Consider the following 26,874-nt stretch of genomic DNA (forward strand, 5'->3'; position numbering starts at 1 on the left):
CCTACGACTGCCCGGCCAGCTCCGGGCAGCATTCCATCATGGCCGCGCCGGGCGCCCCGCCCAGCGCGCGGCAGGCGGCGAAGGCGCAGGCCAGGTTCGACGAGATCATCGGCACGCCGATGCGCCCTCGCATCCAGGCCATGGCGTCCAGCGTCGGCATCCCGGTGCCGGACAGCAGCACCGTGCAATCCGCGGGCGGCACTAGCCGCGCCAGCCCATCCGCCACCTCCTGCGGCGACATCTCGTAGGCCCGGAAGGTGTCGGAGACCTTGAAGCTGGCCACCAGCTCCACGCCGGTGGCGCGCCAGTAGCGCTCCGCCCGCTCCGTCAGCCAGCCAGGATAGGGCGAAAACAGCAGCAGCTTCGGCCGGCCCAGCACGACCAGCGCCTGCGCGATGGCGCGCGCAGCGAGGATAACGGGGCGGCCGGCCTCGGCGCCCAGCCGGTTCTGCAACGCGGCATCCTCGGCCGGCGGCAGCGCGTAGCTGGGGCCGGTGATGCCGATGATCACGGCATCCAGGGCGAGATCGCCGAAATCCCGCAGTTGCCCGGCCATGGCCGCCGGATAGGCCGCGTTGCGCTGTTCCAGCGTGGTGCCGGGCATCACCGGCAGGCGCGTCGCGTGCAGCGCCACGCGCGGCGGCAGCAGGTCCCGCAGTTCCGGCTCCACCGCCGGGTTGGCGGAGGGTGTCAGCAGGCCGATGCGGTGCGTCGGCAGGAAGCGCGGCTCGGGCCAGGTCATCCGGGGGCTCCCACACGGGCCATGTCCAGCATCGAGGCCTCCCGCGCCCAGACCAGGGCTTGGTCCGGCGTGAGGGCCGCCATGCGGGCCACTTCCGCGGCAGGGTCGGCGGCAACGCGCCCCTCGCTGCGCGGCAGAAGCGCGTCCCGCACCACCCGCAGCCGCGCCGCCGCCCAATCCTGCAACAGCCGGTCGGGCCCGCCTTCCAACACCTTGCCCAGCGTTGCGGCCAGGGTCATCGCGTCATGGATGCCGGCATTCATATTCATGCCGCCCCGCGTGTTGGTCAGGTGCGCGGCATCGCCGGCCAGCAGCACCCGGCCGGCGCAATACGACGTGGCCATCGCCCGCTTCACGCCATAGACATCCTGCCCGGCGATCTCGAGGTTCTGGTGGCCCGGCAGGAAGCGCCCGATGCGGCCGCGCACATGGGCCGGCTCCATCGCCTCGGCCTCCGTCATCTCCGGCGGGATGCGGAAGATCAGCCGCCAGACCTCCGGCATCCGCAGCAGGGAACAGGAGCCCGTCGCATCGTACAGGTAGCCCAGCCCATCCAGACCCGGCACCACCTTCCGCAGGTCGCGCGGCGTCAGGATGCGCAGCACGCGGTGGGCATAGTCGCTGCCCTCCACCCCGATCCCCGCCAGCCCGCGCAGCGTGCCGGAGGCCCCGTCGCAGCCCACGGCGTAGCGGGCGCGGTGCGTGCTGCCATCGGCGGCGTGCAGCGTGACGCCCGCCTCGTCCTGCGCCAGCCCCGTGACGCCGGCCCTGAAGCGGACGCAACCGGGCGGCAAGGCCGCCAGCAGCGCCGGGGTGACATCCTGCTGTTCCCGGTGCCAGCGGAAGGGATGGCCGGTCTCGGCGGCCAGCATGCCGAGGTCCAGCGTCGTCGCCGCCCCGGTCTCCACCTGCCGCCACAGGATGCGGTCCACCCGCACGCCGCCCGGCAGCAGCGGCGCCAGCACGCCGAGCTCCGCCAGCGCATCTAGCGTCGGCGGATGGAAGGTGGAGGCGCGGGAGGCGGCGGACAGCGCCTCGCGCTTCTCCAGCACCCGGACGGCGACGCCGCGCCGGGTCAGCGCCAGGGCCAGCGCCAGGCCGACGGGGCCGGCGCCGGCGACCAGGATGTCGGTCTCCTCAGCCATGCCAAAGGCCCCCGGCGGGCGCGTCCTTCAACAGCGCGGCGATGGCGCGGGCGATGCCCGTCGCATCAAGTGCCGGGGTGGCAAAGCGGCGGAATTTGCCGAGTGTCTCGGCCTCCGACATCGGCCGGTCCGGGTCGCCCACCACGCTGTCCACCCGCGCGCTGGCCGCGCCGATGGTGACGGTGGCGCCGCGGCGGCCGGAGGTTGTCAGCGCCGTGTCCTCCACCAGATCCACCGCCGCCTCCAGCGCCCGCAAGAGCGGGTCGGCCAGTGCCGCCTCGGTGTACGCCGCCGGCCCCAGATCGCCCTGCGCCAGCGCCGCCGCGACCGCCCAGGACAGGCTGAACTGTGCCGAGATGGCGGCCGTCGGCGCACGGTTGCCGGCGTAGCGCAACGCCTCGGCATAGGTGGCGACGGTGATCCGCCCCTGCGTTTCCGGGACGCGGTCGCGCAGGGCCAGCGCGGCGGCGGCGGCGTAATGCGCATGGCGCACGCCGGCGAAGGGCTTCTGGTACGCCTCCTCGATCAGCCAGGTGCCCGGCGGCGCCATCGCCACGGCATCGCCATGGCCGAGCGCGATACGCCGCGCCTCGGCGAAACCCTGCTCCGGCGCATCCATCCCGGCGGCAGCCGCCGCGACGGCCATCTGGCCCATCAGCACAGCATGCGCCGGGTAGCTGTTGCGGCCATCCATCCCGGCGGTGATCGGCGCATACAGCGCGAAGGGGATCTGGCAGGCGGCCAGCCGCACCGCCCGCGCCACCCCGGCCGCATCCAGCCCGGCCAGCCGCGCGGCGCAGGCCGCGGCGCCGAGGCTGTGCCAGGACCCATCGACATGCATCCCCGGCCGGATCCGCCAGGCCTCCCCGGCGCGGGCCGCGACCTCGTAGCCCAGCGCGAAGGCGGCCAGCGCCAGGGCCGGGTCGGCGCCCCGCGCCCGCGCCACCAGGGCCAGCGGCGCCACCGGCAGGGCCGGGCGCCCATGCGCGCGGGCCAAACCTTCATTCGCCTCGTCCCAGCAGGTGGCGGTGGCCAGCACCGCGGCGGCGGCGGCGGGCGCCAGCCGCGCCCCGGCCAGGGCAACCTCCCCCGGAAAGCCGGCCTGCATCGCCTGCGCGAAGCTGGCGACCCGCGGATGCGCGAGGCCCGCCAGCGCGCAGCCAAGGCTGTCCAGCAACAACAGTCGCGCCTTGTCCGCCGCAGCGCCGCGCGGCCCTTTGAAGGCCCAGTCGATGGTCCCGGAAAAGCTCAATCCGCCCGAGCGCCGGACCGCGCCACCGCATCCCGCCACACCTGGCGTTCCCGCGCCATCAACTGCGCCAGGGCAACGCGGCCCTGCGGCATCGCATCCGCCTGCCGCTGCGCCAGCAGCGCCGCCCAGGCCGGGCCCTCTACCACGCGCCGGAACGCCGCCTCCAGCGCCGCCAGCACCGGCTCGTCCAGCTTCGATTGGGCGAAGACGCCGTACCAGGGGCTGGCATCGAAGCCGGGCAGCGTTTCCGCCACCGCCGGCACATCCGGCATGGCGCGGAACCTTGTGGCGGAGGTCACCGCGATGGCCCGCAACGCCCCGCCCGGCCCGACCTGCGGGGCGGAGGTGGCGAGCCCGTCGAAGGCGAAGGGGATGGTGCCCGCCACCATGTCCGTCAGCAGCGGCGCGCTGCCGCGATAGGGCACATGCGTCAGCTCCAGCCCGGCGACGGAGCGCAGCAGTTCCATCGACAGATGCGTGAAGGACCCGGCGCCGTTCGAGCCATAGGGCATCCCGCCTGGCTTCGCCTTCACGGCCGCGATCAACCCGGCCAGTGTGGTGACCTCCGGCAGTGCCCGCGGCGAGACGACCAGCAGGTTGGGCTGCTGCGCCAGCATCGCGATCGGCACGAAATCCGCATCTGGGTCATAGGACAGGCGGGAGAACAGCGCCTTGTTGATGGCGATGATGCCCTGCGTCGCCACCAGCAGGGATGTGCCATCCGGCGCCGCCCGCGCCACCGCTTCCGCCGCCAGGTTGCCGCCGGCGCCGGCGCGGTTCTCCACCACCACCGGCTGGCCGAGGATCGGGGTGAGTTGGTCCGCAACCGCGCGGGCCAGGATATCCGTCAGCCCGCCCGGCGCGAACGGCACCACGAGACGCACCGGGCGCGCCGGGCGCCAGGCGTCCTGGGCGTAGGCAACGAAGGGCGCCGACAATGCGCCCCCCAGGACCAGGCGTCGCGTGGCGCGCATCGGCGGAAAATCCCTTGCGTTCAGCGCCCCTTGAATTGCGGCGGGCGCTTTTCCAGGAAGGCGCGGCGGCCTTCGATGTAATCCTCGCTCGCGAAGCAGGCCTTGACCAGGGTGTCGCAGGCCGCCTCGTCCGCCGCGCCGCGATCCTTCAGCGCCTGGGCAACGATGAACTTCACCGAGCCAACGGTCAGCGGTGCGTTGCCGGCAATTGTCTTCGCATAGTCCGTCACGAAGGATTCCAGCTGGTCATTCGGCACTACGCGGTTCACCAGGCCCATGATGCGGGCATCCTCGGAGGACCACTTCTTGCCGGTGTAGAAGATCTCCTTGGCGAAGGACGGCCCGACCAGGTCCACCAGCCGCCGGATGCCCGCCAGCGGGTAGCCCAGGCCGAGCTTCGCCGCCGGCACGCCGAAGCTGGCCGTCTCGCCGCAGATCCGCATGTCGCAGCACACGGCCAGCGCGGTGCCGCCGCCGATGCAGTGGCCCTGGATCATGGCGATGGTCGGCTTCGGGCAGTTCGACACGGCGTCATAGGCGCGCGCTGTCTGCGCCTGGTAGGCGGCCACCGCCGCTTCCCCGCTGCGCTCCGATTCGAATTTGGAGATGTCGGCGCCGGAGACGAAGGCGCGGCCGCCGGCCCCGGTCAGGACGACGACGCGCACCTCCGGGTCGGCGGTGTAATCGGCCATGATGCGCTCCACGGCCTCCCACATCTCCATGGAGACGGCATTGTGTCGTTCCGGGTTGTTGAAGGTCAGCCAGCCGATGCCGTCCGCCTTGCGGGCCAGCATCTTCTCCGAACCCGTCACGATCATGCCGTCCATTGAATCTCTCCGTCCAACCCGCAAAGCCCTCTCCCCTGACAGGGGGAGAAGGTTGGGCGAGGGGATCCGCGCCGAAGCCGGACGACCCCGCCACCCTCATCCCGACCCTCTCCCTCAGGAAGGGAGAGGAAGAAAACTCAGATCACGTGCCGCGCGCGCAGGTCGGCGATGGTCGCCTCATCCAGGCCCAACTCGGAAAGCACCGCATCGGTGTGCTCGCCGATCGCCGGCGGGTGCGTCACGATGCTGGACGGCGTGCGCGACATGTCGATCGGCTGGCCGACATAGGCGACGTTGCGGTTGCCGCCGTTCAGTGTCTTGGCGATGCCGAGATGCTGCACCTGCGGGTCGGCAAACACCTCGTCCACCTTGTAGATCGGGCCGCAGGGCACGCCCTGGTCGTTCAGCGCCTCAACCCAGAAGGCCGAGGTGTTGGTCAGGGTGACGGCCTCGATGCCCTGGTTCAGCACGTCGCGGTTGTCGCTGCGGGACTTGCCGTCGATGAAGCGCGGATCCTTGACCCATTCCGGCTTGTCGAAGGCCTGGCAGCAGCGTTCCCAGATGCGCTGTCCGGTGGCGGCGATGTTGATGTAGCCGTCGCTGGTCTTGAACACGCCGGTCGGGATGCTGGTCGGGTGGTTGTTGCCGGCCTGCTTCGGCACCTCCCCCTGCATCAGCCAGCGGCTGGCCTGGAAGTCCAGCATGAAGATCTGCGCCTGCAGCAGGCTGGTCTGGATCCACTGCCCCTTGCCCGAGACCTCGCGCTCCAGCAGCGCCACCATGATGCCCTGGGCGGCAAACAGCCCGGCGCAGAGGTCGGCGATCGGGATGCCGACGCGCACCGGCCCCTGGCCCGGCAGGCCGGTGATGGACATCAGCCCGCCCATGCCCTGCGCGATCTGGTCGAAGCCCGGCCGCCCGGCATAGGGCCCATCCTGGCCGAAGCCGGAGATGCTGGCATAGACCAGCCTGGGGTTCACCGCGGACAGCGCCGCATAGTCGATGCCGAGGCGGGTCTTCACGTCCGGCCGGAAGTTCTCGACGACGACATCGGCCTTCTCCGCCAGCTTCTTCAGCAGCGCGACGCCGTCCTTGTCCTTCAGGTTCAGCGTCATGCCGCGCTTGTTGCGGTGCAGGTTCTGGAAGTCGGACCCCATGCGCGGCCCGCCCATCGGGTCGCCCTGGTCGAGGCCTTCCGGCATCTCGATCTTGATGACGTTGGCGCCCCAATCGGCCAGCTGCCGCACGCAGGTGGGTCCGGACCGCACGCGGGTCAGGTCCAGCACGGTGAAGCGCGAGAGCGCGGTCGAAGCTTGCGGGATCGTCTTGTCCTGCAGCATGGGGTCCTGCGGCATGGGGCGGTATCCTCCTTCGCGGTCACCCTACCTAGCACCGGCTTGCGCCAGGGCAAACTGTCGACAGATTGCAGGCGTTGACAGCGGCAACCCCGCCTCGGCAGGCTGCGAACCATGACCGAAGATGTTTCCGCGCTGGAGATCGTACGCACCCGCTCCCTCGCCTCCCTCGTGGGGCAGGAGATCGAGGCGATGATCCTTGCCGGCAACCTGGCGGCCGGGGAACGCCTGAACGAGCAGCAGCTCGCCACCCGCCTCGGCGTCTCCCGCGGCCCGGTGCGGGAGGCGGTGCGGGGCCTGGAACGCTCCGGCCTGGTGGTCTCCGTCCGCAACCAGGGCAGCTATGTCCGCAGCGTCAGCGCGGCGGAGGCGCTGGAGATCTACGATCTGCGCGCCGCGCTCACCGGCCTCGCCTGCGCCCGCCTGGCCGGGGAGGCGACGGCGGTGCAGCGCGACCTGCTCGGAGACCTGGTGCAGCGGATGGATGCGGCGCGGGAGGCCGATGCAGCCGCCGCCTATTATGCCCTGAACCTGGAATTCCACGCCGCGCTGCTGGCGCATGGCGGCGGCCCGCGCGCCCGACGGCTCTACGAGGACCTCGGAAACGAGCTGCACCTGTTCCGCCGCCGCGCGCTGGTCGAGCCCGAGAACATGCGCGAAAGCAACGCCGAGCACGCCGCCATCCTGGCTGCCATCGCCGCTGGCGACCCGGCCGCGGCCCGCGCGGCGGGGGAGGCACATATCGCCGGTGGCAAGCGCCGTTTCCGGGAGACGGATGCCAGCACGCCGGCGGAAGCGCGCGCCGCGCCGAAGCGGCGCCCGCGCCCGGCGGGCTGACGCCCCGCGGTTGCCGCGGTGACGATTCCGCGCCTAGGGTGCGCCGCATCGGCAGACCAGACCGATCGGCAGATCAGACCGGGAGACAAGAAGATGACCGACCACAGGATCACGCGGCGCGGGCTCGGCCTGGCCGCCGCGGGCGCCGCCATGGCCCCCGGACTGTCCTTCGCGCAAGCGCCACAATTCTTCCGCATCGGGACCGGCTCGGCCGGCGGCACCTACTATCCGATCGGCGGCATCATCGCCAACGCGATCTCCTGCTCGCCCGGCGCGCCCTGCAACGTGGCCGGCGCGACCGATGGCGTGCCCGGCATGGTGGCCGTCGCGGTCGCCACGCAGGGCAGCGTGCAGAACGTCAACCTGATCCAGTCCGGCAATGCCGAGGCCGGCTTCACCCAGTCCGACGTGGCGCATTGGTCCTACACGGGCACCGGCCTGTTCGAGGGCCGGCCGAAGGTGGACCGCCTGCGCTTCGTGGCGCACCTGTTCCCCGAGCACATCCACGCCGTGGTGCGCCGCGACAGCGCCATCCGCGGCTTCTCCGACCTGCAGGGCAAGCGCATCGCCATCGGCCTGCAGGCCAGCGGCGCGCGCATCGGCGCGGAGATGATCCTGGAAGCCAACGGCCTGCGCGCCGGCCGCGAGTACACGGCGGAGTTCCTGAACCAGGCGCAGGGCACGGAGCGCATGCAGGACCGCGGCCTGGACGCGACCTTCACCGTGGTCGGCTACCCCGCCGCCGCCTTCACCGAGTTCTGCAGCCGCGCCGGCTGCCGCATCCTGCCGATCAGCGGCACCGAGGCGCAGAAGGTGATTGAGCGCGCGCCCTTCTACGGCACCGGCACGATCCCGCGCACCGCCTATGAGGGCCTGGAGGCCGATGTCCCGACGCTGACCGTGGGCGCCGTGCTGGCGGTGCGCGACAGCGTGCCGGAAGCGACCGTCTACGCCATCACCAAGGCACTGTGGTCGGACACCACCCGCGGCCTGCTCGACCGCGGCCACGCCAAGGGCCGCGAGATCGTCAAGGAAGGCGCGCTGACCGGCCGCGGCGTCGTGCCGTTCCATCCGGGCGCCGAGCGCTACTACCGCGAGAACAACATCCTGCGCTGACGACTTGCCCTCTCCCCCATCCTGGGGGAGAGGGTCGGGTGAGGGCGGCCAGCGGGCCGTCCCTCCATGACCGACTCCAGCGCCACAGAGACCCTGCCGATGAGCGGAACCCCCGCCTCCACCAAGCTCGACCTCGATGCCGCCGCTCGGCTGGAGAAGGAGGTCGACTCGGAACTCCACTTCCGCGACCTGAAGGGCTTCACGGCGCAACTCGTCTCCGTGCTGCTCGTCGCGCTGTCGGTGTTCCACTACTATACCGCGGGCTTCGGCATCCTGACCGAGCACTGGCACAAGGCCATCCACCTGGCCGCCGTGCTCAGCCTGATCTTCCTGGTGTTTCCCGGCGGGCTGATGTCCATCGGCCCGCGCCTCGGCGGCGTGCCGGTGCTGGACTGGATCTTTGCGGGATTGATCATCGCGGCCACGATCTACCTGCCGCTGATCTTCGACGACCTGACCTTCCGCATCGGCAACCCGAGCGACACCGACGTGCTGATGGGCACCATCATGGTGGTGCTGGTGCTGGAGGCGACGCGGCGCGCGATGGGGCCTATCCTGCCCATCATCGTCTGCGTCTTCATCGCCTACGCCCTGTGGGGCAACCTGCTGTCCGGCGTGCTGGCGCATCCGGGCTCCGACTGGGCCGGCTTCGTCAACCACGTGTACCTGACCGGTGAGGGCATCTTCGGCATCCCGGCCAAGGTGGTCGCCACCTTCGTCTTCCACTTCGTGCTGTTCGGCGTGATCGCGACGCGGATGGGCCTCGGCCAGTTCTTCATCGACCTCGCCAGCATCATCGCCGGGCGCTATCCGGGCGGGCCGGCGAAGGTCGCGGTGCTCGCCTCCGCCATGTTCGGCTCCATCAGCGGCTCCTCCATCGCCAACACCGTCACCACCGGGTCGCTGACCATCCCGGCGATGAAGAAGGTCGGCTACAAGCCGCACTTCGCCGGCGCCGTGGAAGCCGCCGCCAGCGCCGGCGGGCAGATCACCCCGCCGATCATGGGCGCCGCCGCCTTCGTCATGATCGAGTTCCTGGAAATTCCGCTGACCACGCTGCTGATCGCGGCCGCGGTGCCGGCGGCGATGCACTTCTGGGGCGTCTTCGTGCAGGTGCATTTCGAGGCCAAGCGCCTCGGCCTGCGCGGCATGACCGAGGCCGAGATTCCGAAGCTGTGGCCGACGGTGCGCGATGGCTGGCCCACGGTGATCCCGCTGATCCTGCTGGTCTGGGTCATCGTCGATGGCTACACGCCCTATCTCGCGGCCTTCGTCGGCATCACCGCCTGCGTCATCGTAGGCTTCATCAATCCCCGCAATCGCCTGACGCTGCGCGACCTGTGGCAAGCGCTGGACATGGGCGCGCGCTACGCGCTCGCGGTCGGCGCGGCGGCGGCGGCGGTCGGCATGGTGGTGGGTGTGGTGACGCTGACCGGCGCCGGCTTCCGCGTCGGCTTCATCGTGACGCAGGCGGCGGCCAGCACGGCGCAGTGGTTCGTGCCGTTGCTCGACATCCTGCCCGCGGGCTTCGGCAGCCTGGCCGGGCTGACGCTGTTCCTGACGCTGCTGTTCGTGGCGCTGATCTGCATCGTCATGGGCGCCGGCATCCCGACCACGGCGCTGTACATCGTGCTGGCCGCCATCGCCGCACCGGCGGTGATCCAGCTCGGCGTGCCGCCTTTGGCCGCGCACCTGTTCATCCTGTACTACGGCATCCTGGCGGACCTCACGCCGCCGGTGTGCGTCGCGGCCTATGCGGCGGCCGGCATCGCCGGGTCCAACCCGTTCCGCACCGGCCTGACGGCATTCCGCCTGGGTACTGCCAAGGCGACCGTGCCCTTCGTCTTCGCCTATGCGCCGGTGATGCTCATCATGGTCGATGACTTCACCCTGGCCAGCTTCCTGTTCGTCACCATCACCTGCGCACTCGGCGTGCTGGTTCTGGGCATCGGGCTGACGGGATACGCCTTCACCCATATGGGGATCGGGTCCCAGGTCGGGCTGGTGCTGGCGGCGCTGATGACGATCTCGCCGAGCGGGCCGCTGACGGCGGTGGGCGTTGCCATCGCCGCGCCGATCCTGGCGTGGAACTTCGTACGCAGCCGGCGGGTGGCGGTGGCGCCCGCCTGAACCGGCTCAACCCGCCGGGTGATCCAGCGTCTCCCGCAGCCCGGCGGTCAGGCCCAGGAAGCGATCCCGCACCGCGGCGGCGTAGGGGTTGCCGCGCTCGATCGCCTCGAAGACGCCCGGCGCATCGTGGCGCACCATCTCCACCGCCTGCATCAGCAGGTCGAAGCTGCGCGTTGTCATGTGGGTCGGCAGCGGCTCCATGCGCACCAGCACGGCGGCGATCAGGTGGGTTAGGCCCTGCGCCACGGCCATCTCCCGGTCGTGCTTTTCCGGCGTGGTCAGGATGACGCGCAGCCGCAGGTGACGGCGGAGGAACGCCGCGACCCGGAAGGCGCTGCGGCCGCGAACCTGGCAGAGCGCCAGCTTCAGCCCGGCGATCCCGGCCCGTGCGCTCTGTGGACCGAACAACGGATGGGTGCCGACGATGTCCACATCGGGGGGCAGCGCCTCCAGCATGATCCGCGCGGGCACCACCTTCACCGAGCCGACATCCACCACCACGGTGCCGGGCCGCAGATGCGGCCGCAGCGCCGCGATGGCCTCGCCCAGCCGGTCCACCGGCACCGCGAGGACCACGATGCGGCAGCGGGCGGCGGTGGCGAGCCCGGTGAAGGTCACGCCCGGTTCCGGGGCCAGGCCAGGCGCCACGTCGTGGACCAGCAGCCTGAAATGCGGGGCCAGGTGCCGCGCCATCAGCCGGCCGAAGGCACCAAAGCCGATCAGTCCCAGGCCGGGGAGGGGTGATCCCTCAGACAACTCCAACATCGTGCGATCTCCGAGGGCGCTTCGACGACTGGAGGTTCTTCGGAAACCGCAACCGCCAGGGACGAGGCGGTTGAGGGAACATGACGCACCCCGCCGCTATGAAAGCGGCGCGTAATACCGGCTGGGGCTGGCGGGCGTGTGGTTCATGGTGGGATCAGGCGGCCGTCGCGGCGTCCTGTCAAGCCGTCTCGGGGTCATCCGGCCCGAGGCCGGCGCCGGGCCTGGCGGCTCCGCAACTGTCCAGCCACAGGCCGAGATAGAGGCCGAACCCCAGCAGCAGGTCGTGGATGACGCCGGTGGCGAAGGCCGGGATGGTCCTTTTCCCTGAAGGCATCCGAACAGGCGCTGAAGACGATCCATGCGACCAGCAGGACAGCCACCGGGATCGCGCCGAGGAAGGCTCCGATGAAGCGCAGGGTGGTGCCGTGGTTGAAGTAGCCGACGTGGTACATGGAAGGCTTCTTGCTGGAACGGTTCCCGCTAAACCGGCGCCAGCCCCACCGTCAGCCCGCCGCACACGTAAAGCACCTGCCCGGTCACGAAGCCGCTGCGCGCATCCAGGAAGAACTGCACGCCATTCGCCACATCTTCCGGCGTGCCCAGCCGCTTCACCGGCACGCCCTCGATGATGGCGCGGGTGCGCGGGCTGTTGTCCGGGTTGGCGCGCTTGAACAACTCCGTCGCGATCGGCCCCGGCCCGATGGCGTTCACCGTGATGCCGTCGGCCGCCAGTTCCAGCGCCCAGGTTCGCGCCAGCCCGATCAGCCCGGCCTTGCTCGCCCCATAGGCGGTCCGCAATTCCTTCCCTAGCGCGGCGCGGGAGGCGATGTTGACGATGCGCCCGAAGCCCGCCGCCCGCATCGCCGGCAGCAGCGCCTGCGCCGCCAGCACGGCGCTGCGCAGGTTCACATCCATGACCGTCGCCAGGTCCTCGACCGAGGTCTCCTCCAGCGAGGCCGGCTTCACCACGCCCACATTGTTCACCAGCCGCGTCGGCGCGTGCTGGTCCGCGACCTCGGCCAGGACCGCCCGGGTGGCGGCAAGGTCGGAGAAATCGCACTCGCGAAACACCTCGCGCGGCAGCGGCGCATCCGGCGGGCGCAGGTCCAGGTTGACCACGCGCCACCCGGCTTCCGCCGCCCGCTGCGCCACGGCGCGGCCGATGCCGCCCGAGCCGCCGGTCACCAGCACGGCTTCGCTCACCTGTAGGTTTCCTCCAGCCAGTTGGTCAGCCGGTCCGCCAGGCCTTCCCAGCCGGCATCCAGCATCATCGCATGCGCCATGCCGTCGAGCAGCGCGAAGGGGGCGGCGTGCCAGGCGGCGGTGCGGACCACGGCATCCGGCGGCACCAGCGGGTCCCGCCTGCCGCCGAACACCACCGCCGGCTTGCAAAGGCCCCAGGCCGGCGCCACCGGCTGCGGCGCCTGGGCCTCCAGCAGCGCCACGCGGCTCTCGACGCCCATCCGGGACAGGTGGTGCAGCGCCAGGATCTCCGGCAGCGCCGGTCCGAACAGGGCACGGCGCAGGATGGCGGCCTCGGCCGGGCTACCCGCCGGTTCCGCCATGCGGGCCACGGCGCGCCACAGCGGCGGGTCGGCCATCGCCAGACGCCAGTTGGCCCAGGCCAGCCCCTCCGGCGGCACCGGCGCCAGCAGCGCCATGCCGGCCACCGCCGGCGCATCCAGCAGCCGCTGCGCCACCAGGCCGCCGAGTGAATGGCCCACCAGCACCACGCGCCGGCGCAGCGCGCCGAGCGCCGCCCGCGCATCCTCGGTGAAGTCGGCGAGGCCCGCCGCCCGGCCCTCCCGCGCCCGGTTGAAGCCGGGCGCGAACACCTCGAACCCCGCTGTGGCCAGCCGGCTGCCGAAACCCTCCGCCCAGACCCAGGCGCCGCAGGCCGCGCCGTGCAGCAGCAGCAGCGCCGGTGCCCCGGCACGGGCGGCCGGAGGCTCCCAGGCCAGCATGGTGCCGCGGGCGAAGTTCAGCTCGAAAGGGTCGGGGGCGCGCATCCCGGCCATGGTGGCAAGGCGCGCGGTCGGCGACAACTGTCAGGCACCGGCATCACGCGCTATCGTCAGGACATGCCGCACGGACCAGACCCCATGCTGGCGACCATCGTCGCCTGCATCCTGCTCGCCTTCATCATGGGCTCCGGCGCACGCCTGCTGCGGCTGCCGGCGCTGATCGGCTACATCGCCGCCGGCATGCTGATCGGCCCCTGGCTGCCCGGCGCGGTAGCCGAACGCGGGATGGTCTCGGCCATGGCGGAAATCGGCGTGGCGCTGCTGCTGTTCAGCATCGGCCTGCATTTCCGGGCGAAGGACCTGCTGGCGGTCTGGCGCGTGGCGGTGCCGGGGGCGGTGGCGCAGATCGCGGTGGCGCTGCTTGTCGGCGCCGTGGTGGGGCATGCGCTGCTCGGGCTGGCGCCGGTGCCGGCGCTGGCCTTCGGCTTGGCGCTCGCCATCTCCTCAACCGCCGTCGCGACCAAATCGCTGGAGGAGCGTGGCAAGCTCGGCGGCGCGGCCGGGCGCATCGCGCTCGGCTGGCTAGTGATGCAGGACCTGGTGGTGGTCTTCGCGCTGGTGCTGCTGCCGGCGCTGGCGGGGCACGGCGAAGGCTCGCTGACGCTGGAACTCGGCAAGGCGGCGCTGTCGCTGGTCGCCTTCGTGCTGCTGATGATGCTGGTCGGCCGGCGCGTGCTGCCCTGGGCGCTGAAGCTGGTGGCGCGCGGCGGGTCGCGGGAGTTGTTCACCCTGGCGGTGCTCGCCGCCGCGTTGGGCGTCGCGGTGCTGGCATCGTCCCTGTTCGGGGTGTCCTTCGCGCTCGGCGCCTTCTTTGCCGGGGTGCTGCTGGGGGAGAGCGATGTCGGCCACCAGGCCGCGGCGGAGGCGACGCCGCTGACCCGCATCTTCTCCGCCATCTTCTTTGTCTCGGTCGGGCTACTGCTGGACCTGTCGCAGGTTTCCGGCCAGCCAGTCGCGGCGCTGGCGGCCACCGTGTCCGTCATGCTGGCGATCGGCGGCAGCGTGCTGGGTTTGCTGCTGCTGATGGGCACGCCGCCGCGCGTCGCGCTGCTGGTCGCCGCCGGGCTGTCGCAGATCGGGGAATTCTCCTTCCTGCTGACCGAAGTCTCCATCCGCCAGGGCCTGCTGCCGGAGACGGTGCGCGGCCCGGTGCTGATGGCCGCCATCGGCAGCATCATCGCCACCCCCCTGCTGCTGAAGGTGGCCGAGGCGCTGGCGCCGCATGTCGAACGCCGCATGGCGCGCCGCACGCCAAAACCTTGCCCCGCCGCGCCGCCCACCCATTTGTCCGCCCCCTGGCCGGTGCTGGCCGACCACGCCATCATCGTCGGCGCCGGCCGGGTCGGTGGCACCATCATCGGCGCGCTGCGCCGCCACCACCTGCCGCTGATCGTGGTGGAGGAGGACCGCGCCGGCGCCGAGCGCCTGATCGCGGAGGGCATCCCCGCCATCTGGGGCGACGCCAGCCGGCCGGAGGTACTGCACGCCGCCGCCCCGGAACGCGCCCGCATCCTGATCCTGGCCCTGCCCGGCGCGCTGGAGGCGCGGGAGGTGCTGCGCCTCGCGCGGCTGTACAACCCCGCCATCCTGACCGTGGTGCGCAGCCACACGGAAACCGAGGCGGTTTGGCTGGAGGCCGAGGCCGGCGTCGGCCTGGTGATGATGGGGGAGCGCGAGATCGCGCTCGGCATGGCGGACTACGCCATGCAGCGGCTCGGCCTCGCTGCCAGCACGGCGCAGGCGACGGTGGACGTGCTGCGGCGGCGGAAGCTGCGGGACGTCAGCGTCGGCTGACAGGATCCGGCCGGTTCGGCTCCCCGCGAAAGGCCGTGGCGGATCCCGGAGCGGATGACGGAGGAGGTCCCGCAATGCGGACCCGCCCGGTGCGACCTACGGCGTCGCAAGCCGAAAGACCCGATCCAGTATGCAGTACCGCAGCAACCGGATTGCGAGGTCCCGTGCTTCCGCGGCCAACCCATTTGGCGGGCCATAGGGCGTGTTGTTGGCGTCGACCACGTAGATGCGCCCCTCATCAAGGTCGCGCAGAACGTCGAGCTCGCCATACTCGAGACCGATGTGCTGTGAAAACAGCACGATCGACCTGAGTTCTCCCGGCGACATCACATCGAGCGGCGAGCAGATGCGAGCCCAGCTGTTGGTGTTGGAGAACCGCGTCGCATGGGGGCGGAACTTGAGGTAGATGAAGGGGATGCGCCCAAGCACGATGGGCACGCGGAAATCGCAGACGTAGTTGCCGACCTGATTGTTGACGACCCGTTCGTAGGCGGTCCCTGGTTTGGCTGCCTCGATCGGAAAGCGCATGATCCGGCCATCATGGGCCGCGTTCTGGCGTGACTTGGCGACCCCCTCCCCGACGTGCGCGAGCGGATCGATCCCAACGCTGTACCCGAAGACCCGTTCGAAGCCGAGCGAGACTGACCGCTTGTCGCAGTTGAAGTGGGTATCGTTGATGATGTGAGCCGATGCCGGAACCGCCGCCCGCAGGTCGGTCGGGATCGCATACCGAGAGTGTGGCGCCCATCTGATCCAGGCTTCGTTGGGAACCGGATCAGCGACCTGATCCGGCCCGGTGACGGAGCGCACGTCGAGGCAGCCCTGGGCGACTTGCCCCAGCACGGACGGTTTGAAGTGATCGAACTGCCCCACGACATTCAGGCGTGGGCGGAAGGCCTTGAACGCCTCAAGGCGCTTGACGAGGCGCGGAAAGTCTTCGGCTTCGGGAGTGCTTCCGTCGGTCACGTTGATCTCGTGCTGCTGATTTTCTTTTGGATTAAAAATTTCTAGCACCAGCCCCGAGCAGGGGAAAGCCGGCTTGGTTCTTGACAAACCGTCCAGCCGGTATAGTTAAATCGTAATGAACGACAGCCCGCCGCTTCCCGAAGCCCGCACCCGTATCCTCGATGCCGCGGAGGCCATCGTGCAGGCGCGCGGCGTGCCGGCGTTGACGCTGGAGGCGGCGGCGCGGGATGCCGGCGTGTCCAAGGGCGGGCTGCTGTACCATTTCGCGTCCAAGGAAGCGCTGCTGACTGGGATGCTCGGCCGGCTGGCCGCCACCATCTCCGCGGATTTCGACGCCACCGTCGCCAACCAGGCGGAAGGTCCGGGCCGCGCCGCCCGCGCCATGCTGGCCTGGGCCTTCGACGAGCCCTCTGCCGCCTGCGCCAACCAGGACCGTGCCGCCGCGGTGTTCCTGGCGGCCTTCCACCACGATCCGGCGCTGCTGGACCCGGTGCGCGCCGTGTTCGCCCGGATGCGCGCGGCGCTGGCCGCCGACGCGCTGCCGCCAGGCGCGGCGCAGGCCATCATGTGCGCGACGGACGGCCTGTTCATGGCCCATCTCTTCGGCCTCTACAGCCTGAACACCGAGGAGTTGGCCGGGGTCCGTGTCGCGCTGGAACGCCTGCTGGAGCCGGTGGCATGACGCGCCGCGGCAAGTTTTTGGGCGCCGTGGCGCTGGTCCTGGTGGCCGCAGGCGGTGGCTATGTCGCCCTCGGCGGCGCGGCGCAGCCCGCCGCCCCGCCGCCGGCCGCCGCACCGGCAGGCCCGGTCGGCGTCGGCGCGCTCGGGCGGGTCGAACCCGCATCGCGCATCCTGCGTCTGTCGCCCGGCAACGGCCAGCAGGGCACCCGGATCGGCCGGCTTCTGGTGGCGGAAGGCGCCACCGTCGCCGCCGGCCAGATCGTCGCCGAGTTCCACGACGCCGCGCTGAAAGACGCAGCCTTCGCCGAGGCCGAGGCGCAGCTCGCCCAGTCCCGCGCCCGCCTGGCCCGCACCCGCGCCGCCGGCCGCCCTTCGGAGGTCGCTGCCCAGCGCGCCCGGGTCGAAGCGCTGCGCGCCGCCGAGGCCTCCGCACGCCGGGAGGCCGAGCGCGCCGAGCGCCTGCAGGCCAGCGGCGCCGGCGCCGAGGCGGTGGCCGAGCGCAACCGCTTCGCCGCCACCCGCGCCCGCGCCGAACGCGCCGAGGCCGAGGCCACGCTCGATACGCTGCTGAGCCCACGCGCCGAGGACCTGGCGCTGGCCGAGGCGGAACTCGCCGCCGCCGAGGCCGCCGTGGCGCGCGCCCGCGCCGAAGCCGGCATGGCCCGGCTGCGCGCCCCCATCGCCGGCACCGTGCTGCGCGTGCTGGCGCGGGAGGGCGAGGGGGTGGGCACCGACGGCGTGCTGGAACTCGCAGACCTGTCCGCCATGGACGTGGTCGCCGAGATCTTCGAGACCGACCTGCCGCGCCTGCGCCCCGGCGCCGCCGCCGAGATCCTGGTGCCCGGCGAAGCGCGCCGCTTCGCGGCGACGGTGCGCGAGATCGGCTGGCAGGTGCGCCGCGTGACGCAGGCGACGACGGACCCGGTGGCGGCGGTGGATGCGCGCACGGTGGAGGTGCGGCTGACCCTCGGTGCCGATGGCGTGGCGGCGCTGGCGCGGCGATCCAACATGCAGGTGCAGGTGGCGATCCGGCCATGAACAAGTTTTCGCGAATCTCCCCTGATTTCAGCGCCGAGCCGCTTCCGCTGCTGCCCTGGGCGCCGGAACGCAACGGCGAGGCCAGCCTGCCTGCGCCGCCACCGCGACCGGGCTTCTGGGCGCGGCTTGCCGCATGGCTGGGCCTGCATGCCTGACGGCGCGCTGCCCCGCGCCGCCACGCTGCGGCGCCCGCCCGGCATCGGCACCGGCACGCTGCTGGCAATTCGTCTGGCCTGGCGGCAGCTGTGGTCGGAGAAGGCCCGCCTCGCTTCCGCGATCGCGGGCGTGATGTTCGCCTGCGTGCTGGTCTTCATGCAGCTTGGCTTCCGCGCCGCGCTGTTCGACAGCGCCACGGCGCTGATCGGCGCCATGCGCGGCGACCTGTTCCTGATGCACCCGCTGACCACGGCCAGCTTCCGCCCCGAACCCTTCCCGCGCGTGCGGGCCTACCAGGCGCTGGCGCTGCCCGAGGTGGAGCGTGCGGTCCCGGTCTACCTGGCGCAGGCCACCTGGCGGAACCCCGAGGATGGCAGCCGCCGCTCCATCCAGCTCATTGGCGTCGATACCGATGCGGGGGTGCTGGAGTTTCCCGGCCTGGCGCCGATCCTGGAGCAGTTGAAGCGCACCGACACCATCGCCTTCGATGCACGATCCCGCCCCGAATTCGGCGCCGTGTCGCGGCTGCTGGAGGAACGCGGGCCGTTCGAGGTGCAGGTCGGCAACCGCGACATGCAGGTGGTCGGCCTGATCGAGATCGGGCCATCTTTCGGTGCCGACGGCAACATCGTGCTGTCCGACGTGAACTTTCGCAGGCTGGTGAAGGAACGCCTGGTCTCTGCCGTGGATCTCGTCGCGATCCGGCTGCGCCCGGGCAGCGACATCGCGGCTACACAGCAGCGGCTGCGGGCGCTGTTGCCGGCGGATGTCATGGTGCTGACCCAGGCCGAGCTGAACGCGCATGAACGGCGGTACTGGGAGGAAGCGACGCCGATCGGTTTCATCTTCGCCTTCGGCAGCCTGATGGGCCTCGTCGTCGGCATGGTCATCGTCTACCAGATCCTGTTTTCCGACATCGCCGGCCACCTGAAGGAATATGCGACGCTGAAGGCGATGGGCTACTCGAACGGCTATCTCGGCCGCGTCGTGCTGGGCGCCGCGCTGATCCTGGCCGTCGCGGGCTTCATGCCCGGCCTCGCCATCTCCGCCTTCCTGTACGACGTCGTCGGCGGCGCCACCTTCCTGCCGCTGGCGATGGACATCGCCCGCGCCACCAGCGTCTTCGCCATGATCTTCACCATGTGCGCGGTGGCCGGCCTGCTGGCGATGCGCAAGCTGCGCGACGCCAACCCGGCGGACATGTTTTGAACATGCGCAATCCTGCAGATCGTGGGCGATTCGCCATCAATCGCCGGCGCCCGCATCCGCAGGCTTGGCTGCGCCGCATGAGCGGCGGCGCCCGTTCGGGCGCTCGCCTGCCTTCGGCAGGCGCAGGTCGCGACTGATGATCCCCGTCCTGCTCTCCAACGTCACCTACGCCTATGGCGAGGGCGACCTTCGCCGCCCGGTGCTGCGCGACGTCGACCTCTCGGTCGAGCCCGGCGAGATCGTGCTGCTCACCGGACCCTCCGGCAGCGGCAAGACCACGCTTCTGACGCTGATCGGCGCGTTGCGCGCAATGCAGGACGGCAGCGCCCGCGTGCTGGGGCAGGAACTGCGCGGCGCCAATGAACGCACCCGCGTGGCGCTGCGCCGGCGCATCGGCTTCATCTTCCAGAACCACAATCTGCTGGGCTTCCTGACGGCGCGGCAGAACGTGGCGATGGCGATGGAACAGGATGGCGCGACCGCCGAGGCCGGCCGCCTGTCCCGCGCCGCCGACATCCTCCGCCAGGTCGGACTGGCAGACCACCTGGACAAGCTGCCCTCGCAGCTTTCCGGCGGCCAGCGCCAGCGCGTCTCCGTCGCGCGCGCGCTGGCCACCGACCCCGGCCTGGTGCTGGCGGACGAGCCCACCGCCGCGCTCGACAAGGCCAGCGGGCAGGAGGTGGTGCACCTGCTGCGCGGCCTTGCGAAATCGCGCGGCGTGCCGATCCTGCTGGTCACCCACGACCCGCGCATCCTGGATATCGCGGATCGCATCGTGGCGATGGAGGATGGGCGCATCGTCGCCGGCGAGACCGCCAAGGCCTGACAGGGACAGCTTCCATGCAGCGCTTCATCTACACCGCCGCGCCGATGCGCGTGATCTTCGGCGACGGCACGCTCGCGGAATTGGGCGAGGAGGTGGCCCGCCTCGGCCTGAAACGCGTCGCCATCCTCGTCACGCCGTCCCAGGCCGCACGCGGCGAGGCGCTGGCCGCGCAAGTCGGCCCGCTGTGTGCCGGCGTCATCGCCCGCGCGGCGATGCATGCGCCGGTGGAGGTGACGGAGGCGGCGCTGGTCGAGCTGGAGGCGATGCGCGCCGATGGCCTCGTCGCCGTCGGCGGCGGCTCCGCCATCGGCCTCGGCAAGGCGCTGGCGCTGCGGACGGACCTGCCGCAGGTGGCGGTGCCGACGACCTATGCGGGATCGGAGATGACACCGATCCTCGGCCAGACCGCGGGTCGCGAAAAGCAGACCATCCGCTCGGCCAAGGTGCTGCCGGAGGTCGTGATCTACGACGTGGCGCTGACGATGGGCCTGCCCCCGGCACTGACCGCGACCAGCGGCCTGAACGCCATGGCCCATGCGGTGGAGGCGCTGTACGCGCCGGATGCCAACCCGGTGACCTCCCTGATGGCGGAGGAGTCGATCCGTGCCCTGGCCGCCGCCTTGCCGGTGCTGGTCGATCGTTCCGCGGACCGGCCCGCGCGGGCGGAGGCGCTGCGCGGCGCCTGGCTCGCCGGGGCCTGCCTCGGCAGCGTCACCGTCTCCCTGCACCACAAGCTGTGCCACGTCCTCGGCGGCAGCTTCGGCCTGCCGCATGCGGAAACCCACGCGGCGGTGCTGCCATATGCCGCCGCCTACAACGCCGCGGCGGCGCCGGAGGCGATGGCGCGGGTGGCGCGGGCGCTGGGGGCGGCGGATGCGGTGGAGGGGCTGTTCGCCCTGTCCGCCCGCATCGGCGCGCCGCGCAGCCTGGCCGCGCTGGGCCTGCGGGAAGCGGACCTCGACCAGGCGGCGGAGATCGCCGCGGGCAACCCCTACGCCAATCCGCGGCCGGTGACGCGGCAGGGCATCCGGGACCTGCTCGGCACCGCCTTCCTCGGGCGCTGAGGGTTCAGCGCATCGCCGCCGCCCAGGCCCGCACATTCTCCAGCAGCCCGAAGCGCGCGACCTGCGCCTCGGTCGCCTCGCCCAGCTCCATCAGTCGTTGCAGGCCGGTCAGCAGCTGGATCCGGCGGCGGTCGAGCCGGCGGCCTGTCAACATCTCGTAGCGCGGCAGGATGCGGCGGGTCACGTCGGGGTCGATGAAGTTCTGCGCCACGAAATCCCGGTGCAGTGCCCCGAAGCCGCTGCCGGCGAAGTCGAACACGCCGTGCAGGCGGCTCGCCGCGTGGTCGAAGGCGAGGTTCCAGCCATGCGTGTCGAAATGCCCGAACACGGTGCCGCCTGGGTCGGCCGGCAGCGCCGCGCACGCGGCCGCGATCCGCTCCGCGAAGGTTTGCAGTCCGGGCGGCAGGCGCGGCCAGGCGTCGCGCAGGATGCTCTCGGGCGAGGGCCAGTCCCACATCGCCTCGGCGCCGGCCTGCCGCAGCGGGGCCGGGTCCAGCCCGTGCAGTTCCGCCGCGAAGCGGGCCAGATCCTCCGCCAGCCGGTCGCGCGCCGGCTCCGGCAATGCGGCGTAGTGCGGGGCCAGCAGCGTCTCGCCTGGCAGCCTGCGGTGCCAGGCAAAGGCGGGCGGGCCGGGATGGAACTGCGTGCGCGGCACCGGCAACGTGAGGGCCGGGGCCAGCACCGCCAGCAGCCGCGCCTCCCGCGCCAGCTGGTCATGGCCGCGTTCGAATCGGGGAAAGCGAAAGATCAACGCGCCGTCGACATCTATGGCGAGGCTTTCCCAGCCATCCGCCAGTTCGGTGAAGCGGGCGCCCGCAAGGTCTGGGAAAGCGGCGAGGATCGCGTCCCGCGCCGCCTGCATCAATCCGCCTTGGCGCTGGCGTCCGATCGCGTGGTGCCGACGCGCAGCGCCAGGGCGGCGGCCATGAAGTCGTCGATCTCGCCATCCAACACGGCGGCGGGGTTGCCCTTCTCCACGCCGGTCCGCAGGTCCTTCACCATCTGGTAGGGTTGCAGGACATAGCTGCGAATCTGGTGGCCCCAGCCGATATCGGTTTTTCCCGCCTCGACCGCGTCGCTGATCGCCTCCCGCTTGCGCAACTCCAGCTCGTACAGCCGCGCCTTCAGCATCTCCATCGCGATGGCGCGGTTCTTGTGCTGGCTGCGGTCCTGGGTCGAGGCGGCGACCACGCCGGTCGGAATATGGGTGAAGCGCACGCCCGATTCCGTCTTGTTGACGTGCTGCCCGCCGGCGCCTGACGCGCGAAACGTGTCGGTCTTGAGGTCGGCCGGGTTGATCTCGATCTCGATCCGGTCGTCGATCACCGGATAGACATAGACGCTGGCGAAGCTGGTCTGCCGGCGCGCCGCCGCATCGAAGGGGCTGATGCGGACCAGGCGGTGCACGCCGGTTTCCGTCTTCAGCCAGCCAAAGGCATTGGGGCCGGAGACCTGGATGGTGGCGGACTTGATGCCGGCCTGCTCGCCGTCTGACTGCTCGGTCAGCGACAGCTTGTAGCCGCGCTTCTCCGCCCAGCGGGTGTACATGCGCAGCAGCATCTCGGCCCAGTCCTGGGCCTCCGTGCCGCCGGCGCCGGCGTTCACTTCCAGATAGGCGTCGTTCTGGTCGGCCTCGCCGGCCAGCAGGCTTTCCGTCTCGCGGTGCTTCAACTCGGCCGCGTAGCGCTTCATGTCCTCGACGGCGGCATCGGCGATGGCGGCATCGCCCTCGGCCTCCGCCATCTCGATCATCTCGATGGCATCCGCCGCGTCGCGTTCCAGCTTCTGCACGCCCTCGATCTGGGCGGCCAGGCGGTTGCGTTCCCGCATCAGGGCCTGGGCGGCATCCGCCTTGGTCCAGAGGTCCGGGTCCTCCGACTTCGCGTTCAACTCCTCCAGCCGCCGCACCGCCTCATCCCAGTCGAGATGGGCGCGGAGCAGGGCGAGGCCCTCGGCGATCTGGGTCTTCAGGTTCTCGGCATCGGCGCGCATGGCGGGTTCACTAGTGCCCGGCCGGGCGGCTGTCGAGACTTGGGCGCCCTATGCCAGCGCCTGGGCGATCCGTGCCGCCAGGCGCCGCGCCACCTCCTCCTTCGGCAGGCGTGGCCAATCCTCCACCCCCGCCGCCGTCACCAGGTGCACGGCATTCTCCGAGCCGCCCATCACGTCGCCGGAGACATCGTTCGCCACGATCCAGTCGCAGGCCTTGCGCAGGCGCTTCTGCTGCGCGTGAGCCACCACATCCTGGGTTTCCGCGGCAAAGCCCACCACCAGCCCCGGGCGCTGCGCGGGGTGCTGCGCGACGGTCGCCAGGATGTCCGGGTTCAGCACCAAAGCGAGGCCCGGCGGCGGAGCGCCCGGCACCTTCTTGATCTTCTGCGCCCCGACATCGGCCGGCCGGAAGTCCGCCACCGCGGCGGCGAACACCGCGGCATCCGCCGGCAGCGCCGCCTGCACCGCCGCCAGCATGTCCCGCGCGCTTTCCACCCGCACCACCGCCACCCCCGCCGGATCCGGCACCGCGACCGGGCCGCTGACCAGCGTGACGCGCGCGCCAAGGGCGGCCAGCGCCGCGGCGATCGCATGGCCCTGCCGCCCACTGCTGCGGTTGGCGATGTAGCGCACCGGGTCGATGGCTTCCTGCGTTGGCCCGCTGGTCACCACCACATGCCGTCCGGCCAGCGGGCCATCGGCCAGCGTCGCCTGGATCGCGGCGAACAGCGTCGCGGGTTCGGCCAGCCGGCCGGGGCCGCTTTCCGGCTCCGCCATCGCACCCTCCTCCGGCCCCACCACCCGCACGCCGCGCCCGGCCAGGGCTCGCAGGTTCGCAACCGTTGCCGGATGCGCCCACATCGCCGGGTTCATGGCCGGCGCCACCAGCACCGGCGCGCGCGTCGCCAGCAGCACGGTAGAGGCCAAATCATCCGCCAGCCCCGCCGCCATCTTCGCCAGCAGATCGGCCGAGGCTGGCGCCACCACCACCAGGTCCGGCCAGCGCGCCAGGCGGATATGGCCGATCTCGGCCTCGGCCGCCCAGAGGTCGTCATGCACCCGAGCGCCCGAGATGCCGGCCAGCGCCTCCTTCGTCACGAAGCGGGCGCCGCCGGCGGTCAGGATGGGGGTCACGGCATGGCCGGCGCGACGCGCCAGCCGCACCAGTTCCAGCGCCTTGTAGGCGGCGACGCTGCCGGAGACGATGAGGAGCAGGTTGGCCATGCCGGAAGCGTAACCCGTGCGGGTGCGGCGGGCCTACCCCCCCGGGGCGCCCTGGGTGTTGACGTACAGGCTGTACAGCGAGTGCGCCGCGGCCATGAACAGCCGGTTGCGGTGCCGTCCGCCGAAGCAGACATTGGCGCAGCGTTCCGGCAGGTCGATGAAGCCGATCGGCACGCCGGCTGCGTTGAACACCTTCACGCCATCCATCCCCGGCCCACCCATGCCCCAGCCACACCAGAGGTTGCCCCCGGTGTCGACGCGGAAACCATCCGGCGTCTCGCCCGTCTCGCACCGCACGAAGACCCGGCGGTTGCGGAGCGTGCTGCCGGCGCAGTCATAGGCCAGGATGTTGCGCGGCTCCGACCGGCTTTCGATGACATAGAGGATGGATTCATCCGGGCTGAACGCCAGGCCGTTCGGGTGGTCCACATCGTCCGCGACCAGCGTGATGGCGCCGGACTGCCCATCCACGCGGTAGACATTGGTGTGTGGCAACTCGGGCGTGTGCTTCTCGCCCTCGTAGAAGCCGCCGATGCCGAAGGGCGGGTCGGTGAACCAGATGCTGCCGTCCGACTTCACCACCACGTCGTTCGGGCTGTTCAGCCGCTTGCCCTCGAAGCTGTCGGCGATGATGGTAATGGCGCCGTCATATTCGTGGCGTATCACCCGGCGGCCGCCATGCTCGCAGGCGACGATGCGGCCCTGGCGGTCCCGCGTATGGCCGTTGGCGTTGCCGGACGGCTTGCGGAAGTGGCTGACGCCGCCGGTTTCCTCGTCCCAGCGCAGCACCCGGTTGTTCGGGATGTCGGACCATAGCAGGCAGCGCTGGTCGCCGAGCCAGACCGGGCCTTCGCCCCAGCGGCTGCCGGTCCATAGCCTTTCCACCGAGGACAGCGGCAGGCGCAGCTTGTTGAAGGCGGGGTCCAGCGTGCGGATCGCGGGGTCGGGGTAGCGCAGGCTTTCCTGCCAGGTCATCGGGCTTCCTCCTTGTGCCGGCCGGGCCTCTCTTGGCGCCGGGCGGGCCGGCGGCCATGCTGGCGCGATTGGGGCAGGAGGGAAACCATGGGTCCATGGCCGGCACGCATCGCCGACGAGACGGTGCTGGAGGAGGTGATGTCCCGCCCCGACCCGGCGCTGGTGGCCGACCTGGCGCGCGCCCCCGGGGACCTGCTGGTGCTCGGCGCCGCCGGCAAGATGGGACCGACGCTGTGCCGCCTGGCGAAGCGGGCGGACCCGACGCGGCGCGTCGTCGCCGTGGCGCGCTGGTCCGAAGCCGGGCTGCGCGAACGCATGGAGGGCTGGGGAATCGAGTGCCTGGCCGCCGATTTGATGGACGATGCCGCGCTGGCCGCGCTGCCGGATGCGCCCAATGTCGTGTTCATGGCCGCCCGGAAGTTCGGCAGCACGGGCAACGAGGCGCTGACCTGGGCGATGAACGTGCAGCTTCCGGCCCGCGTCGCGGCGCGCTGGGCCGCGTCCCGCATCGTGTTCTTCTCCACCGGCAACGTGTTGCCGATGTGGCCGGTGAACGGCCCAATGCCGGATGAGGCCGCGGCACCTTCCCCGATCGGCGACTACGCCGCGAGCTGCCTCGGCCGGGAACGCGCCTTCCAGCACGCAGCGGCATCCCGCGGCACCGCCTGCTTCGGCATCCGGCTGAACTACGCCATCGATTTGCGCTACGGCGTGCTGCATGACGTCGCGACCAAGGTCGCCACCGGCACGCCGGTGCCGCTCGCCATGGGCCACGCCAACGTCATCTGGCAGGGCGACGCCAATGCCTGGACGCTGCGCGCCCTGGCACGGGCCGATGACACCTGCCCGGTGCTGAATGTGACGGGGCCGGAAACCGTGTCCATCCGCTGGATGGCGCAGCAATTCGGGCAGCTTCTGGGCCGCGAGGTGAGCTTCGCCGGGGAGGAAGCGCCGACCGCCCTGCTGTCCAATGCCGGGCGCGCCTTCGCCACCTTCGGCTACCCTACCGTGCCGCTGCTGACCCTGGTGGGCTGGGTCGCGGATTGGGTGGCCGGCGGTGGCCGCGCACTCGGCAAGGCCACGAAGTTCGAGGTCCGGGATGGGCGTTTCTAGCCCCGCGCACCAGCTTTCGGCCCGCGCCAAGGCCACCCGCCAGCGCATCCTGGACGCCGCGCTGGTGGAGTTTGCCGAAAAGGGCATGGCCGGCAGCCGCGTGGACGAGATCGCGGCGCGGGCCGGTGCCAACAAGCGCATGCTCTACGCCTATTTCGGCAGCAAGGAAGAACTCTGGCTGACCGTGCTGGAACAGGCATACGCCGCCAAGCGCGCGGAGGAGCGGGAGCTTTCGGTGGACAGCCTGCCGCCGGCCGAGGCGATGGCCAGCCTGGTCGCGTTCAACCTGCGCTACACCAGCCGCCACCCGGAATTCGTGGCCCTGCTGAACCAGGAAAACCTGCACCGCGCCGCCTATCTGCAACGCTCTGAACATGTGCCCGCGCTGTATTCGCCGATGCTCGCCGCGCTGACCACGGTGCTGCGGCGCGGCGCGGCGGCCGGCGTTTTCCGGGACGGCGTGGATGCGATGCAACTCTACATCTCCATCCTGGCGCTGGGCCATTTCTACGTCGCGAACCGCCACACGCTGTCCACCATCTTCGGCACCAAGCTCGACACCGAAGCCGCGATCGCAGCGCGGGAGGCGCACATCGCCGATGTCGTGCTGGGATTTTTGCGCCCTTGACCTGAACCCAGCCTGGCGACAAAGTAACCGTCTGGTTACCG

Annotated in this window: 27 protein-coding genes; 12 read left to right on the plus strand and 15 right to left on the minus strand. The window is 71.3% G+C overall.

What is annotated here, in order from left to right; translation table 11 throughout:
* Position 1: 1 nt before the first annotated feature.
* The 6 genes from ACLF3G_RS10655 to ACLF3G_RS10680 form a co-directional block, all read right to left on the minus strand.
* Positions 2–742 (minus strand): maleate cis-trans isomerase family protein, encoded by a 741-nt coding sequence (locus ACLF3G_RS10655; protein ID WP_430669342.1) that lies wholly within the window; start codon positions 740–742, stop codon positions 2–4.
* Entirely contained in the window at positions 739–1,887 is a 1,149-nt protein-coding gene (locus ACLF3G_RS10660) for an FAD-dependent oxidoreductase (RefSeq protein WP_430669343.1), read from the minus strand. The genes ACLF3G_RS10655 and ACLF3G_RS10660 overlap by 4 nt, the downstream gene beginning before the upstream one ends.
* Entirely contained in the window at positions 1,880–3,139 is a 1,260-nt protein-coding gene (locus ACLF3G_RS10665) for an MmgE/PrpD family protein (RefSeq protein ID WP_430669344.1), read from the minus strand. The genes ACLF3G_RS10660 and ACLF3G_RS10665 overlap by 8 nt, the downstream gene beginning before the upstream one ends.
* Positions 3,136–4,113, minus strand: coding sequence for a Bug family tripartite tricarboxylate transporter substrate binding protein (locus ACLF3G_RS10670; protein WP_430669345.1), 978 nt, complete (start codon positions 4,111–4,113; stop codon positions 3,136–3,138). Before ACLF3G_RS10670 ends, ACLF3G_RS10665 begins: the two co-directional genes overlap by 4 nt.
* A 20-nt stretch (positions 4,114–4,133) precedes the next feature.
* Positions 4,134–4,940: an enoyl-CoA hydratase gene (locus ACLF3G_RS10675; protein ID WP_430669346.1), complete on the minus strand. Its 807-nt coding sequence runs from the start codon at positions 4,938–4,940 to the stop codon at positions 4,134–4,136.
* A gap of 137 nt (positions 4,941–5,077) precedes the next feature.
* Positions 5,078–6,295, minus strand: a complete 1,218-nt coding sequence (locus ACLF3G_RS10680; protein ID WP_430669347.1) for a CaiB/BaiF CoA transferase family protein — start codon at positions 6,293–6,295, stop codon at positions 5,078–5,080.
* 114 nt (positions 6,296–6,409) lie between these two features.
* On the opposite strand from ACLF3G_RS10680, the gene ACLF3G_RS10685 reads away from it, so the two are divergent.
* The 3 genes from ACLF3G_RS10685 to ACLF3G_RS10695 all read left to right on the plus strand — a co-directional run bounded on the left by ACLF3G_RS10685 (position 6,410) and on the right by ACLF3G_RS10695 (position 10,378).
* On the plus strand, positions 6,410–7,132 hold the full coding sequence (locus ACLF3G_RS10685) for an FCD domain-containing protein (RefSeq protein WP_430669348.1): 723 nt from the start codon (positions 6,410–6,412) through the stop codon (positions 7,130–7,132).
* Between the two features lie 93 nt (positions 7,133–7,225).
* The gene (locus ACLF3G_RS10690) at positions 7,226–8,248 is read left to right on the plus strand and encodes a TAXI family TRAP transporter solute-binding subunit (protein ID WP_430669349.1); all 1,023 of its coding nucleotides are present in this window, start codon (positions 7,226–7,228) and stop codon (positions 8,246–8,248) included.
* A gap of 99 nt (positions 8,249–8,347) precedes the next feature.
* The gene (locus ACLF3G_RS10695) at positions 8,348–10,378 is read left to right on the plus strand and encodes a TRAP transporter permease (RefSeq protein ID WP_430669350.1); all 2,031 of its coding nucleotides are present in this window, start codon (positions 8,348–8,350) and stop codon (positions 10,376–10,378) included.
* Between the two features lie 6 nt (positions 10,379–10,384).
* Here ACLF3G_RS10695 and ACLF3G_RS10700 read toward each other — a convergent pair whose 3' ends face one another.
* From ACLF3G_RS10700 to ACLF3G_RS10715, 4 genes are all read right to left on the minus strand, one after another.
* On the minus strand, positions 10,385–11,143 hold the full coding sequence (locus ACLF3G_RS10700) for a prephenate dehydrogenase/arogenate dehydrogenase family protein (RefSeq protein WP_430669351.1): 759 nt from the start codon (positions 11,141–11,143) through the stop codon (positions 10,385–10,387).
* Positions 11,144–11,321: 178 nt separating this feature from the next.
* Complete coding sequence (locus ACLF3G_RS10705) at positions 11,322–11,477, minus strand: hypothetical protein (RefSeq protein ID WP_430669352.1); 156 nt, start codon at positions 11,475–11,477, stop codon at positions 11,322–11,324.
* A 146-nt stretch (positions 11,478–11,623) separates the two neighbouring features.
* Entirely contained in the window at positions 11,624–12,346 is a 723-nt protein-coding gene (locus ACLF3G_RS10710; protein WP_430669353.1) for an SDR family oxidoreductase, read from the minus strand.
* Entirely contained in the window at positions 12,343–13,188 is an 846-nt protein-coding gene (locus ACLF3G_RS10715) for an alpha/beta hydrolase (protein WP_430669354.1), read from the minus strand. Before ACLF3G_RS10715 ends, ACLF3G_RS10710 begins: the two co-directional genes overlap by 4 nt.
* Before the next feature lie 57 nt (positions 13,189–13,245).
* Between ACLF3G_RS10715 and ACLF3G_RS10720 the strand changes: the two genes are divergently transcribed.
* Positions 13,246–14,961, plus strand: coding sequence for a cation:proton antiporter (locus ACLF3G_RS10720; protein ID WP_430669355.1), 1,716 nt, complete (start codon positions 13,246–13,248; stop codon positions 14,959–14,961).
* 96 nt (positions 14,962–15,057) lie between these two features.
* Here ACLF3G_RS10720 and ACLF3G_RS10725 read toward each other — a convergent pair whose 3' ends face one another.
* Entirely contained in the window at positions 15,058–15,975 is a 918-nt protein-coding gene (locus tag ACLF3G_RS10725) for a hypothetical protein (RefSeq protein ID WP_430669356.1), read from the minus strand.
* A 67-nt stretch (positions 15,976–16,042) separates the two neighbouring features.
* On the opposite strand from ACLF3G_RS10725, the gene ACLF3G_RS10730 reads away from it, so the two are divergent.
* The 6 genes from ACLF3G_RS10730 (at position 16,043) to ACLF3G_RS10755 (ending at position 20,901) form a co-directional block, all read left to right on the plus strand.
* On the plus strand, positions 16,043–16,609 hold the full coding sequence (locus tag ACLF3G_RS10730; protein WP_430669357.1) for a TetR/AcrR family transcriptional regulator: 567 nt from the start codon (positions 16,043–16,045) through the stop codon (positions 16,607–16,609).
* The gene (locus ACLF3G_RS10735; protein ID WP_430669358.1) at positions 16,606–17,646 is read left to right on the plus strand and encodes an efflux RND transporter periplasmic adaptor subunit; all 1,041 of its coding nucleotides are present in this window, start codon (positions 16,606–16,608) and stop codon (positions 17,644–17,646) included. Before ACLF3G_RS10730 ends, ACLF3G_RS10735 begins: the two co-directional genes overlap by 4 nt.
* The gene (locus ACLF3G_RS10740; protein ID WP_430669359.1) at positions 17,643–17,801 is read left to right on the plus strand and encodes a hypothetical protein; all 159 of its coding nucleotides are present in this window, start codon (positions 17,643–17,645) and stop codon (positions 17,799–17,801) included. The genes ACLF3G_RS10735 and ACLF3G_RS10740 overlap by 4 nt, the downstream gene beginning before the upstream one ends.
* The gene (gene devC, locus ACLF3G_RS10745; protein ID WP_430669360.1) at positions 17,794–19,011 is read left to right on the plus strand and encodes an ABC transporter permease DevC; all 1,218 of its coding nucleotides are present in this window, start codon (positions 17,794–17,796) and stop codon (positions 19,009–19,011) included. Before ACLF3G_RS10740 ends, devC begins: the two co-directional genes overlap by 8 nt.
* 136 nt (positions 19,012–19,147) lie before the next feature.
* Positions 19,148–19,837, plus strand: coding sequence for an ATP-binding cassette domain-containing protein (locus ACLF3G_RS10750; RefSeq protein WP_430669361.1), 690 nt, complete (start codon positions 19,148–19,150; stop codon positions 19,835–19,837).
* Between the two features lie 14 nt (positions 19,838–19,851).
* On the plus strand, positions 19,852–20,901 hold the full coding sequence (locus ACLF3G_RS10755; protein WP_430669362.1) for a maleylacetate reductase: 1,050 nt from the start codon (positions 19,852–19,854) through the stop codon (positions 20,899–20,901).
* A 4-nt stretch (positions 20,902–20,905) separates the two neighbouring features.
* Here ACLF3G_RS10755 and ACLF3G_RS10760 read toward each other — a convergent pair whose 3' ends face one another.
* The 4 genes from ACLF3G_RS10760 to ACLF3G_RS10775 are packed head-to-tail and all read right to left on the minus strand — an operon-like array spanning position 20,906 to position 25,092.
* Entirely contained in the window at positions 20,906–21,763 is an 858-nt protein-coding gene (locus tag ACLF3G_RS10760) for a phosphotransferase family protein (protein ID WP_430669363.1), read from the minus strand.
* Positions 21,763–22,893 carry a peptide chain release factor 2 gene (prfB, locus tag ACLF3G_RS10765; RefSeq protein WP_430669364.1) on the minus strand — a complete coding sequence of 377 codons (1,131 nt, stop codon included), beginning with the start codon at positions 22,891–22,893 and terminating at the stop codon, positions 21,763–21,765. The genes ACLF3G_RS10760 and prfB overlap by 1 nt, the downstream gene beginning before the upstream one ends.
* 48 nt (positions 22,894–22,941) lie before the next feature.
* The gene (gene coaBC, locus ACLF3G_RS10770; protein ID WP_430669365.1) at positions 22,942–24,117 is read right to left on the minus strand and encodes a bifunctional phosphopantothenoylcysteine decarboxylase/phosphopantothenate--cysteine ligase CoaBC; all 1,176 of its coding nucleotides are present in this window, start codon (positions 24,115–24,117) and stop codon (positions 22,942–22,944) included.
* A 33-nt stretch (positions 24,118–24,150) separates the two neighbouring features.
* Complete coding sequence (locus ACLF3G_RS10775) at positions 24,151–25,092, minus strand: SMP-30/gluconolactonase/LRE family protein (RefSeq protein WP_430669366.1); 942 nt, start codon at positions 25,090–25,092, stop codon at positions 24,151–24,153.
* Positions 25,093–25,179: 87 nt separating this feature from the next.
* On the opposite strand from ACLF3G_RS10775, the gene ACLF3G_RS10780 reads away from it, so the two are divergent.
* Both ACLF3G_RS10780 and ACLF3G_RS10785 read left to right on the plus strand, forming a co-directional pair.
* The gene (locus ACLF3G_RS10780) at positions 25,180–26,205 is read left to right on the plus strand and encodes an NAD-dependent epimerase/dehydratase family protein (protein WP_430669367.1); all 1,026 of its coding nucleotides are present in this window, start codon (positions 25,180–25,182) and stop codon (positions 26,203–26,205) included.
* Positions 26,192–26,833: a TetR family transcriptional regulator gene (locus ACLF3G_RS10785; protein WP_430669368.1), complete on the plus strand. Its 642-nt coding sequence runs from the start codon at positions 26,192–26,194 to the stop codon at positions 26,831–26,833. Before ACLF3G_RS10780 ends, ACLF3G_RS10785 begins: the two co-directional genes overlap by 14 nt.
* Positions 26,834–26,874: the final 41 nt, after the last annotated feature.

Source organism: Falsiroseomonas sp. HC035, from assembly GCF_050563525.1.
Taxonomy (GTDB): Bacteria; Pseudomonadota; Alphaproteobacteria; order Acetobacterales; family Acetobacteraceae; genus Falsiroseomonas.